Annotated in this window: 7 protein-coding genes; 6 read left to right on the forward strand and 1 reads right to left on the reverse strand. The window is 69.5% G+C overall.

Annotation, left to right across the window (positions count from 1 at the left end; all coding sequences use genetic code 11):
• Window positions 1–188 precede the first annotated feature (188 nt).
• Window positions 189–2,966, reverse strand: a complete 2,778-nt coding sequence (gene glnE / locus AC1Q6E_RS22690; RefSeq protein ID WP_296555530.1) for a bifunctional [glutamate--ammonia ligase]-adenylyl-L-tyrosine phosphorylase/[glutamate--ammonia-ligase] adenylyltransferase — start codon at window positions 2,964–2,966, stop codon at window positions 189–191.
• Window positions 2,967–3,131: 165 nt separating this feature from the next.
• Between glnE and AC1Q6E_RS22695 the strand changes: the two genes are divergently transcribed.
• The 6 genes from AC1Q6E_RS22695 to AC1Q6E_RS22720 all read left to right on the forward strand — a co-directional run bounded on the left by AC1Q6E_RS22695 (window position 3,132) and on the right by AC1Q6E_RS22720 (window position 12,279).
• Complete coding sequence (locus AC1Q6E_RS22695) at window positions 3,132–7,193, forward strand: YhdP family protein (protein WP_492573563.1); 4,062 nt, start codon at window positions 3,132–3,134, stop codon at window positions 7,191–7,193.
• A 55-nt stretch (window positions 7,194–7,248) separates the two neighbouring features.
• The gene (locus tag AC1Q6E_RS22700) at window positions 7,249–8,070 is read left to right on the forward strand and encodes a carbon-nitrogen hydrolase family protein (protein ID WP_152792756.1); all 822 of its coding nucleotides are present in this window, start codon (window positions 7,249–7,251) and stop codon (window positions 8,068–8,070) included.
• Between the two features lie 49 nt (window positions 8,071–8,119).
• Window positions 8,120–9,580, forward strand: coding sequence for a metalloprotease TldD (gene tldD, locus AC1Q6E_RS22705; RefSeq protein ID WP_152792755.1), 1,461 nt, complete (start codon window positions 8,120–8,122; stop codon window positions 9,578–9,580).
• Window positions 9,581–9,746: 166 nt separating this feature from the next.
• Window positions 9,747–10,373 carry a flavin reductase family protein gene (locus AC1Q6E_RS22710; RefSeq protein ID WP_152792754.1) on the forward strand — a complete coding sequence of 209 codons (627 nt, stop codon included), beginning with the start codon at window positions 9,747–9,749 and terminating at the stop codon, window positions 10,371–10,373.
• Window positions 10,374–10,395: 22 nt separating this feature from the next.
• Window positions 10,396–11,223, forward strand: coding sequence for a cupin domain-containing protein (locus tag AC1Q6E_RS22715; protein WP_152792753.1), 828 nt, complete (start codon window positions 10,396–10,398; stop codon window positions 11,221–11,223).
• A 39-nt stretch (window positions 11,224–11,262) separates the two neighbouring features.
• Window positions 11,263–12,279 carry a Bug family tripartite tricarboxylate transporter substrate binding protein gene (locus AC1Q6E_RS22720; protein WP_152792752.1) on the forward strand — a complete coding sequence of 339 codons (1,017 nt, stop codon included), beginning with the start codon at window positions 11,263–11,265 and terminating at the stop codon, window positions 12,277–12,279.
• Window positions 12,280–12,282 lie beyond the last annotated feature (3 nt).

The raw sequence follows: 12,282 nt of genomic DNA on the forward strand, positions 1-12,282 counted from the left end.
GCCTGATATGTGGCGATAAACCGCCATAGGAAAATTAAGTTTTTTGCATATTACGCAAAAAACTCAAAATTAAGACCTATGTGAAACCCTAGGTGGGAATATCGCGGACAGGCGTGCGCGAGCCGTGCCCGGGCAGCGGGCAGACCGCGGGGGAGGGGAAGGCGGGGGCGGCAAGCCCCCGGGGGAGTTCAGGAACGGGGGCCCAGCACCCGCTCCCAGAGTTCGATCACGGCGGCGCGCTCCGCCGTCAGCGCGTCCTGCGGCACGCGCGCCTTTTCCACGTCCTGCAGGCGCAGCGCGTGCTGCTCCCGCCGCAGCGTGCGATAGGCATCGCCCACCCGCCGCGCCAGGTCGGCGGGGATCAGGCCCGCCTCGGCGGCCAGGCGCAGCAGCGCGATGTTGCCCAGGTTCTGCACCAGGATCTCGTGTTCGCGGGCGTGCAGCAGGACCAGGTACTGGGTGACGAACTCGACGTCCACCATCCCGCCCGGATCGTGCTTGAGGTCGAAGTCCGGCGTGCGGTTGGGATGGCCTTCGCCGATCTTGCGGCGCATGGCGATGACTTCGTCGGCCAGTTGGCGGGCGTCGCGCGGCATCAGCAGCACCTCGCGCCGGATCCGTTCGAACTGCCGGCCCACCTCGGGGTCGCCGGCGGCGAAGCGGGCGCGCGTGATGGCCTGGTGCTCCCAGGGCCAGGCGTGTTCCTTCTGGTAGCGCTCGAAGGCCTCGGTCGAGATGACCATCAGCCCGGCCTGGCCGTCGGGGCGCAGGCGCAGATCCACTTCGTACAGGCGTCCCGAGGCGGTCATCGAACCGAGCCACGACAGGATGCGCTGGCCGAAGCGGGCGTAGATCTCGCCGGCGTCCTCGCGCGGGTCGTCGAACAGGAACACCAGGTCGAGATCCGAGGCGTAGCCGAGTTCCTTGCCGCCGTGCTTGCCGTAGGCGATGACCGCGAAACGGGCCGGCGTGCGGCCCTCGTCCCTGGATACGCTGTACCAGACGCGCTTGAGCGTTTCCTCGAGCATGATGTCGGCGACCATGGACAGGTAGTCGCCCAGCCGCTCGACCGTCAACTGGCCTTCGAGGTCCTGCGCCAGCAGATGGAAACCCCATTGGCGCTGCGTGTCGCGCATCAGGTTCATCTGCCGCTCGACGTCGGGCGCGCCGCTGCCGTCGATCACGCAGGCATCCAGTTCATCGCTGAGCTTGCGGGCCATGGCGGGCAGGTCGGGCTCCACCATGAGCGTGCGCCAGTCCAGCAATTCGTCCAGCAGCAGCGGGTGCCGGGTCAGGTAGCCCGCGGCCCAGTCGCTGGCCGCGAAAACGCGGGCCACGCGGGCCAGGGTGTCGGGATACTCGGCCAGCAGGGCCATGTAGGCGCTGCGCTGCGCGATGTGTTCGATCAACCCGAACATGCGGAGCAGCGCGGCGGCGGGCGCCTTGGTGCCGGCGCAGGCATCCACCGCCGCCGGCAGCAGGGCCGCCAGGCGCCGCCGGCTGTTGTCGGGCAGGCTGCGTATCCGGGGGCTGTCGAGCAGCGCGGCGGCGCGTGGCAGCAGGTTGTCGGCCTCGGCGGGAAGGGTCGCGCGTATGCGTTCGACCAACTGGTCCTCGGGATCGCCCGCGCCGCGTCCGCCGGGGGACGGGTCGCCGTCGTTCTGGCCGAACACGCCCCGGAAGGTGGTCTCGACGAACTCGCGGTGCGCGGTCAGCGTGCGCTCGAAGGCGGCGGGGTCGTCGAAGCCCAGCGCGCGGGCCAGTTCGGCGCGCCGTTCGTCGTCCTCGGGCAGTAGATGGGTCTGCTGGTCCTCGCGGTATTGCAGGGCGTGTTCGACCCGTCGCAGGAAGCGGTAGGCGCTTTCCAGGCGCCCGGCGTCGTCCGGCTGGACCAGGCCGGCCTCGCGTTCGGCGTGCAGCGCGGCCAGCAGGCCTCGCTCCTGCAGCGTCGGCGTGCGGCCGCCGCGTATCAGTTGCGAGAGCTGGACCACGAACTCGATCTCGCGGATGCCGCCTTCGCCCAGTTTGACGTTGTCGGCCTGGGTGGCCTGTTCGCCCCTGCCGTTGTACGAACGGCGGTTCCAGTCCTCGCGTATGCGCTCGCGCAGCGCGCGCAGCGCCGCCAGGGCGTCGAAGTCGAAATACTTGCGGTAGACGAAGGGACGCCGCAGCGCCTCCAGTTGCGCCGCCTGGGCGGCGGGGTCGCTGCCCTCGAAGGCCTGGGCCTCGATGCGGCGCGCCTTCAGCCAGGCATAGCGTTCCCATTCCCGGCCCTGCGAGATCAGGTAGTTCTCGAAGGCGTCCAGGCTCCAGGCCAGCGGTCCGGCGTCGCCATCGGGCCGCAGCCGCAGGTCGGTGCGGAAGACGTGGCCGTCGGCGTCGATCTCGGAGATGACCGGCATCATGCGCCGCGTCAGTCTGCCGTAGAACTCGTGGTGGGAAATGGGCCGGCGCCCGTCGGTCTCGCCCTCGTCGCCGTACAGCATGACCAGGTCGATGTCGGACGAGACGTTCAGTTCCTCGCCGCCCAGCTTGCCCATGCCCACGATCAGCATTTCCTGGGGCAGGCCGGAGCCGTTCTCGCGCGGGATCCCGTGCACCTCCGCCAGTTCGGCCGCGACGCTGCGATAGGCCTGCTCGATCGCCAGGTCCGCCAGCCGGGTCATCGCGCCCACGACTTCCTCGAGCGGCGCCAGGCCCGCCAGATCGCGCGCCATGACGGCGCAGAACACGCGTTCGCGCAGCCTGCGCAGCACCGCGCGGCAGTCGGCGACCGGCAGCGGGCCGGCCGCGGCCGCGCCGCGGGCCGTGCGCAATTCGTCGAACCAGGCGGCCAGGGCCTGGGCGTCGACCGGGCGGGAGACCGCGTCGGCCAGCCATCGCCCGTAGTCGGGCTGGGCGTCTATGCGTCGGCGCAGGTGGCCCGACCAGGAAAGCGCAGGAGTGAGCAGCGAAGTGTCTGACATGGCGAAAGTTGTGGCAGGACGTTACAGAATTGTGCGCCACGAAGAAGTTTTGCGCATAAGCCAGCATAAGACATGCGGGCCGGTATAAGCTTCCATTTCCCTATTCATCCATCCACAGGCCACAGCGGCCGCTTCGACGGAACGACGGCGTTTCGCCGTTTCTTCGTGCATATCGACCTAGCCTATCTCTATCGCCTTGTCGTGCGGCCCCTGGTCTGGGTGATCCTGGCCGTCTATTTCCTGTTCGTGGTTGCCCTGGTGGTCGTGCGGTACGCCGTGCTTCCCGCCATCGACGACTACCGGCCGGGCATCGAGCGCATGGTCGGCAGGGCGATGGGCGCGTCCGTCACCATAGGGAAGATCGATGCCGAATGGCTGGGCCTGCATCCCAGCTTCGAGCTGTCCGGCGTCCAGGTATCGGATCCGTCCGGCCAGCCCGGCCTGAGCCTGCCCCGCGTGTCGGCCATCCTGTCGTGGCGCAGCCTGCTGGTGCTGGAGCCGCGCCTGCTGCGGCTGCAGCTCGACGCTCCCGAAGTCGAGGCACGGCGCGACGCCCAGGGGCGCTACTGGATCGCGGGCTGGGAAGTCGATCCCCAGGCCCGGGGCGGATCGCGGGAGGGGCTGGATTGGCTGCTGGCCCAGCGCGAAGTGGTCGTGCGCGGCGGCCGCCTGCGGTGGAACGACGCGTTGCGCGAAGCGCCGCCGCTCGAGATCGCCAACGTGGCCTTCGTGATGCGCAATGCCGGTCGCCACCATCGCGCCGCGCTCCGGGCCGAACCGCCCGCGGCCCTGGGGTCCGCGCTGGACGTGCGCGCCGATTTGACGCATGGCTGGTTCACGCTGGATGCCGCCGATCCGCAACAATGGCGCGGATCGTTGTACGTGGCGCTGGACGGCGTCGATCTGGCGGGATGGCGGCCCTGGCTGGACCTGCCGGGCGAGCCGAGGCAGGGCATGGGCGCCGTGCGGGCCTGGGTGGACTACGACCGCGGACGCGTCCGCGCCGGTACGGCGCAACTGGCCCTGCGCGACCTGAGCGTGCAGTTCGGGCCGGACCTGCCGCCGCTGGACATCGCCAGCCTGGCGGGCCGGGCCGATCTTGCCCCGGCGGCGCATGGTGGCTACAAGCTGGACCTGGCCGGGCTGGACGTATCGACCCGCGACGGGTTGGCGCTGCATCTCCAACGGCTGGCCGCTGCCTGGACGCCCGGGCGCCAGGGCATGCCGCCGGCCACGCAGGTCGAGGCGGATGGCTTCGACCTGACCACGGGCCTGCGCCTGGCCGACAGCCTGCCCTTGCCCGGGACGCTGCGCAAGGAACTGGCCGACCTGCGGCCCGCGGGCCGGATCGAGGAGCTGCGGCTGGGTTGGCAGGGGCCGCCCACGCAGCCATCGGCGATATCGGGCCGCGCGAGGTTCTCGGGCCTGTCGATCGCCGCGGCGCCGGAGCCGGCCGTGAACGACGGCCATCATCCGCAGCGGCCGGGCTTCACCAATCTGCAGGGCAGCATCGAGATGGACGGCCAGGGCGGGCGCATCGACGTCGCCGCGCGCGACGCCGTGCTCCGCTTTCCGGGCGTGTTCGCCGAGCCCGACCTGCCCATGGATGTCTTCAATGCCCGGGCCGCGGCGCGCAAGGGCGCCGATGGCGCCTGGACGGTCGACGTCGAGCATCTGGATTTCAGCCGCCGCGGCGTGGAAGGCCGCTTCAGCGGCAACTGGAGCAGCCATGGCCGCGGTCCCGCCGGAACGCTGGATCTGCGGGGCACGCTGGTGCGCGCCGACGTGCGCGAGGTCTACCGCTATATCCCCATCGTGGTCGGCGCGGATGTCCGCACCTGGCTCCAGCACGCGCTGGTCTCGGGACAGGCCGAGAACGTGGACGTGCGCGTGCGCGGCGACCTGGACACCTTTCCCTATGGCGCGGACAAGTCCGGAGAGTTCCGGGTGGCGGGCAAGGTCGGCGGCGTGACCCTGGACTACCTGCCCGAGCCCCTGGCCCAGGGCGACGCCTGGCCCAGGCTGGAAGCGCTCGTGGGGGATCTGGTGTTCGACCGGGTGTCGATGGGGGTGGATGTCCGTTCCGGCCGCGTGCGGGTCGACCGCTCGACCACCGTGGACATGGGGCGCACGCGCGCCGCCATCGCCAACCTCGAGCACGGCCCGTTGCTGGAGATCGACGGCGAGACGCGGGGAGCGGCCCCGGCGTTCCTGGCCTTCGTCAAGCGTTCGCCCGTGGGGCGCATGATAGACGGCGCGCTCGATGAAGCCTCCGCGAGCGGCAATTTCGTGGTGCCCCTGTCCTTGCGCATTCCGCTCGACCATCATGACGCGGATCCTGGCCATGGCGAGGTGCAGGTCAAGGGGGAGGTCCGGCTGTCGGGCAACGACTTCGCGCTGGCTTCCACGGTGCCGCCTTTTTCGCAATTGACCGGGACGGTGGCGTTCGACCAGCATGGCATCGCCTTGCGCAACGTGGCGGGCACCGCCCTGGGCGGCCCGGTGAAATTGTCCGGCGGCCCGCAGCCGGACGGCGGCGACCTGCTGCGGGCCGAGGGCACCGCATCGGCGGCCGCCTTGGGTTTCTGGTGGCAGGCTCCGGGCATGGCGCGGCTGTCCGGCCGTACTGCCTACAAGACCACAGTCCGGATCCTGCCGGGCAAGATGCCCACGGTGCTGGTGGAGTCCGACCTGGTGGGGCTGGCGGCCGACCTGCCCGCGCCGCTGGGCAAGACCGCGCAGGAGGCGCGCCCGTCGCGGCTGGAGTGGAGCGGTACCGCCGCCACGGCGGACCAGCCCGGAATGGACTGGTTCGCCGGCAGCCTGGGGCCCGCCGTCAACCTGCACGTCGAGCGCGACCATGCCGCCGGCGGCGCCGTGGCCGCCCTGCGCGCCGCCATCGGTATCAATCGTGCCGCCACGATCAGCGGTCCCGGGCTGAGTGTGAGCGCCTCCCTGCCCGAAGTGGATGTGGACGGCCTGCGCAAGGTGGCGGCGGAGTTCGAGCCGCCCCCGGGCACGGCGCCGGGGTCCGGCCAGGGCGGCGGCCTGAGCGTTCCGCTCAACCGCCTCAGCCTGTCGACTCCGGTACTGCGCGTGCATGGCCGCCAACTGGACAAGGTCTCGCTGTACGTCGTGCGGCAGGAGAGCGGCGGCAACGCCAACTGGCGGGCCGACGTGGAGTCGACCCAGCTGGCCGGCCGGCTGTCGTGGGCGGAAACCCGCGGCGGCGCGGGACCCAACCGCCTGAACGCACGGCTGTCGCGGCTGGTGATCGCCGGCGAGGACGCGGACCGCGCCGGCGCGCTGGACGAGGCCGCCGTGGAGGACCAGGACGTGCCGGAAATCGACCTCGTGGCCGAACACTTCGAACTGTTCGGCAAGGCGCTGGGGCGGCTGGAGGTGCTGGCCCAGAGTTCGGACCGGGGCCGCGAATGGCGGCTGCGCCGGTTGAATGTGAAGAATCCCGATGCCGAGCTGGACGGCTCGGGTGTCTGGAAGCTGGAGGCCGGCGCCCAGGCGGGAGGCCGGCGCACCATGTCGCTGGATGCCGTGCTCAAGCTCGCCGACACCGGCAAGTTCCTGGAGCGCATGGGCGTGCATGGCACCATGGCGGGCGGGTCGGGCAGCATGTCGGCCCAGGTGTCGTGGCGAGGGCTGCCGTACACGCTGGACCTGGCTACCCTGTCCGGCAAGGTCGAGCTGTCCCTGGACAAGGGGCAGTTCCTCAAGGCCGAGCCGGGCATCGCCAAGCTGTTGGGCGTGCTGTCGCTGCAATCGCTGCCGCGCCGCGTGACGCTGGATTTCCGCGACATCTTCAGCGAAGGCTTCGCCTACGACACGATACGGGCGCATGCGTCCATCGCCAACGGCGTGGCCCATACGGAGGACTTCAAGATGAACGGCGTGAATGCCACCGTCGTCATCGCGGGCGACGCCGACCTGGCGCGCGAGACCCAGCGGCTGCAGGTGGTCGTGGTGCCCAAGCTCGATGCCGGCGCCGCCTCGCTGCTGTACGGGCTGGCGGTCAATCCGGCCGTGGGGCTGAGCGTTTTCCTGGCGCAGTTGCTGCTCAAGGACCCGTTGTCCAAGGTCCTGGCCTATCAGTACGAAGTCACGGGCACCTGGGCCGATCCGCAGGTGGCCAAGGTCGGAAGCACCAAGGTCGACGCGGCGGGCAAGGAGCCGGCGCCGCCCGTGGCCGACCCGGCGGCGCCTCATCCGTGATTCTGCGCGACAATAGCCGGATGCCCGTGCAACACCTCGCCAGGAATTCCCGCCCATGACCGTTTCCGACGCCTCCGCCCCCGTGCGCGTGGCGGCCATCCAGATGGTTTCGACACCGGATGTGGACCGCAACCTCGCCGACGCCGAAGCCCTGATCGCCGAAGCCGCCGGCCGGGGCGCCAACCTGGTCGCGCTGCCCGAGTATTTCTGTTTCATGGGGCATGGCGACCGCGAGAAAGTAGCCATCCGCGAACGCGAGGGGCACGGTCCGGTCCAGGAGTTCCTGGCCACCCAGGCGCGCCGGCACGGCATCCACCTGGCGGGGGGGACCCTGCCGCTGGAATGCCCGGATCCCGGCCGGGTCTACAACACGGCCTTCGTCTACGGACCCGACGGCCGGGCGCTGGCGCGCTACGACAAGATCCACCTGTTCAATTTCAGCCGCGGCGCCGAGTCCTACGACGAGGCGCAGAGCATCCGGCCGGGCGTCTCGCCCGTGGGTTTCGACGCCCCCTGGGGTCGGGTCGGGCTGTCCACCTGCTACGACCTGCGGTTTCCCGAGCTCTACCGGGCGCTGGGGCCGGTGGACTTGATTTTGGTGCCGGCCGCCTTCACCTACACCACAGGCCAGGCGCATTGGGAGATCCTGCTGCGCGCCCGCGCGATCGAGAACCAGTGCTACGTGCTGGCGCCGGCGCAGGGCGGTACGCACCCCAACGGACGCCGGACCTGGGGCCACGCGATGCTGGTCGATCCCTGGGGCGCGGTGCAGTCCGTGCTGCCCGAAGGCCCGGGCGTGGTCGACGGCCTGCTGGACCCGGCCCGTATCGCCGACGTGCGCGCCGCGCTGCCCGCGCTGCGCCATCGTGTACTGTAGACCTCGTGGCCTTCGCCGCGTTTCGCAACGATTTCCTGATCACCCATCCATGCAACTCGTAGAACCGAACATCCAGTCCCTGGCCACCGCCAAATCCCTGCTTCTGGACCCCTGGGGCCTGGACGAGGGGGACCTCGCTCGCGCGCTGGGCGAGATCTTCGCCCACAAGGTCGACTATGCCGACCTGTATTTCCAGTACACCCGCAGCGAGGGTTGGAGCCTGGAGGAGGGCATCGTCAAGACCGGCAGCTTCTCCATTGAACAGGGCGTGGGCGTGCGCGCGCTCAGCGGCGAGAAGACCGCCTTCGCCTATTCGGATTCGCTGTCCCAGGATGCCCTGTTGTCGTCGGCCCGCGCGGTGCGCACCATCGCGCGGCAGGGCGCTGGCCGGGTCAAGGTCGCCAGCCGCTATCGTCCCACCGAGGGGCGCTCGCTCTATCTTCCGCAGGACCCGCTCATCTCGTTGCCGGCCCCGGACAAGGTCGCGCTGCTGGAGCGCGTGGAGCGGATGGCGCGGGCCAAGGATACGCGGGTGGTCCAGGTCATGGCGGGCCTGGGCGCCGAGTACGACGTCATCCTGGTGGCGGGCAGCGACGGCCGGCTGGCCGCCGACGTACGGCCGCTGGTGCGGCTGTCCCTGACCGTGATCGTCGAGCAGGACGGGCGGCGCGAAGTCGGGCACGGCGGTGGCGGTGGCCGCACCGGTTTCGACTATTTCAGCGACGAACTGCTGCGGCAATACGTGGACCACGCCGTGCACGAGGCGCTGGTCAACCTCGAGGCGCGCCCGGCGCCGGCGGGCGAGATGACCGTGGTGCTGGGCTCGGGCTGGCCGGGCATCCTGCTGCACGAGGCCGTGGGCCACGGGCTGGAGGGCGATTTCAATCGCAAGGGGTCGAGCGTGTTCTCCGGCCGCGTCGGCGAGCGCGTGGCGTCGAAGGGCGTGACCGTGGTCGACGACGGCACCATTCCGGGCCGCCGGGGCTCGCTGAACATCGACGACGAGGGCAATGTCTCGCAGCGCAACGTGCTGATCGAGGACGGCATCCTGCGCGGCTACATGCAGGACTCGCTGAACGCGCGGCTGATGAAGACCCCGGTGACCGGCAATGGCCGCCGCGAATCGTTCGCCCATCTTCCCATGCCGCGCATGACCAACACCTACATGCTGGCCGGCGACAAGGATCCCGAGGAAATCGTGCGCTCGGTCAAGCGGGGCCTCTATGCCGTCAACTTCGGCGGCGGCCAGGTGGATATCACCAACGGCAAGTTCGTCTTCTCGACTTCCGAGGCCTACATGATCGAGGACGGCCGGATCACCTATCCGGTCAAGGGCGCGACGTTGATCGGCAACGGTCCGGACGCGATGACCCGGGTCGGCATGATCGGCAACGACATGAAGCTCGATTCCGGCGTGGGTACGTGCGGCAAGGACGGGCAGAGCGTGCCAGTGGGCGTCGGCCAGCCCACGCTGCGGATGGAAGGGCTGACGGTGGGCGGCACCGCCTGAGCGGCCGCGCCCGTGGAAAGCCCGGCGCCGGCCGAGCTTTCCACTGGGAGAAAAGTCGGGAAATGTCGATGGACAGTACCGCGCGCGGGTTCGTATATTTTTCACGAACCGCACGCGGCGAGGTATCGCCGGTGCGCCCGTCACCCGATTTTCCCGTCCCGCCGCCATGTTCCTCGATCCCGAAACCTCGTCCGGTTTCAAGCGCAGCTTGTTCAACGCCATCGTCGCGCCGCGACCGATAGGCTGGATCAGCTCGCTCAGCGCCACGGGCGTGGCCAACCTCGCCCCGTTCTCGCATTTCAACCTCGTCTCCACGGCGCCGCCGGTGCTGATCTTCTCGTGCAACGCGGCGGGCGACCGCCCCGAGAAAGACACCCTGGCCAACGTCCGCGCCACCAAGGAATTCGTCGCCAACCTGGTCACCTGGGACCTGCGCGACGCGATGAACCAGACCTCGCTGAACGTGCCGCCCGGCACGGATGAATTCGCGCTGGCGGGGCTGGAAAAGCTCCCCAGCGTGAAGGTGCGCCCGCCGCGCGTGGGCGCCTCGCCGGCCCATCTCGAATGCACGTTGCTGCGCATCGTCGAGATCGAGCCCGAGCGGCCCGGCGAGACCCGCAGTTCGGTGGTGTTCGGCCGCATCGTGGGCGTCCACCTGGACGAGGCGTTCATGACGCCCCAGGGCCATTTCGACGTGGCCCGCACGCGCCCGCTGACGCGTCTCGGCGGTTCGCAGTATTCCTCCGTCGGCGAGCTCGTCGAGCTGCCCCGTCCCAGTCCTCCGCTCAACTGAATGACACGCTACGAATCCAACCATGGCAAGCGATAACGACTTCACGGTGCTGCGCGACGCGGCGCTGATCGACCTGGATACCCCGGCTTCCCGCCGGCGCATCGGCCGGGCCCAGAATTTCTCGGTCGAATGGATAGACAGTACCCAGCCCCACGCGGCCCGCAGCGCGCATGAGCTGCTGCTGTTGCTGCCGGGCGCGGGCGCGCATATCGAATACGAAGGGGGCCGGGCCGACGCGCCAGGGCGTTCGCTATGCATCGTTCCGGCGGGAACCTGCACGATCACGCTGGATGCCCCGGGTCCCGGCATCCTGATCGCCAGTTCACGCGCCGACCTGGCGCAGCAGGACTATCTGAACAGCGCGGAGCACGACCCGCGCATCGTCGCCTCGACCCCGGCTTTCCGCCGGGTGCGCAAGGCAGGCGAGCTGGTCGTCATTCCCGTCGACGACATCATCCCGCCACCCGACAAGAAGCGCCTGAAGATGCTGCAGACCGATACGCTCAGCATCAACTGGGTCGAATACGACGGCCCGCGCGACCGCACCCAGCTCAGCCCCCACAGCCATGCGAGCTTCGAGCAGGGCTCGCTCGCCATCGAGGGCAAGTTCGTGCACCACCTGCGCACGCCGTGGGGCGGCGATGCGACGCGCTGGCGCGAGGACGCGCACATGCAGGCCGATCCGCGCACGCTGCTGGTGATTCCGGTCAACCTGGTCCACACCACGGAAGGCGTCGGGCCGGGCTACCACCTGCTGATCGACGTGTTTTCACCGCCCCGACGCGATTTCATCGCGAACCACTGGGTTTGCAACTCGGCCGACTACGAGGATCCGGCCGCCGGCGGCTGAGGCGCGTCGTCCCATAACGATTCATTCCTGGAGACATCCATGTTCCGTTCCGCCATGTTGGCGGCGCGCGCCCGTCCGCGCGCCGTCCGTACCGTCACAAGCCTGCTGGGAGCCGTTTTCACGTTGCTGGCCGCCGCGCCGTCGCAAGCCCAGGGCACGTATCCGAGTCAACCCGTGACCATGCTGATCGGCTATCCGCCCGGGGCCATCGTCGATACCGTCGCGCGCCAGTTGTCCACCGTGCTGGGGCCCATGCTGGGGCAGACCGTCGTGCCCGAGAACAAGGGCGGTGCCGCCGGGCTTGTCGGCGCCAGTCTTGCCTCCAAGGCCAGGCCGGATGGCCATACCATCCTGTTCACCGCCTATACCTCGCTGCAGATCGCGGCGGCCACCAACCAGGGGCTCAGCTTCGATCCGGTCAATGGCCTGCTGCCGGTGGCCTCGGTGGGGCGGCCGACCACGCTGTTGCTGGTCGGCGCCGATTTTCCCGCCAAGACCTTCGAGGAGTTCGTGGCGCTCGTCAAAAGCCGGCCCGGCATCTACAACTTCGGCACCAGCGGCATAGGCTCGCCCAATCATTTCGCGCTGGAGCACCTGAACGCGGCCTTTGGCCTGAAGATGACCGCCGTGCCCTACAAGGGGGCGGCGCAGATGCTGACCGACATGCTGGGCGGCCGGGTGCAGGCCATCTTTGGTTCGTCGTCGCTGGCCGCAGGCCATCTGCAGAGCGGCACCGTGCGGGCGCTGGCCATCGGTTCGCCCGATCCCAGCCCGGCCTTTCCCAAGCTGCCGGTCATCGCCCGCAGCGGCGCGCCGGGCTTCAATGCCAGCGGCGCATTGGGCGTGTTCGCGCCGCCCGCTACGCCGCCCGAGGTGGTCGAGCGGCTCAATACGGCCATCAATGCCGCGCTCAGGGATCCGGCGGTCCAGAACAAGCTGGGGGAAGAGGGGATCATCCTGGACGTGCAGAGCGCCACGGCCTTCGGCAAGAAGTATCGTGGCGAGGCGCAGGACATCGCCGGGTTCATCCAGCGGCATCAGCTGCGCATCCAGTAAAGC

The sequence above is a fragment of the Pigmentiphaga sp. MLSB6-MA01 genome, from assembly GCF_058793475.1.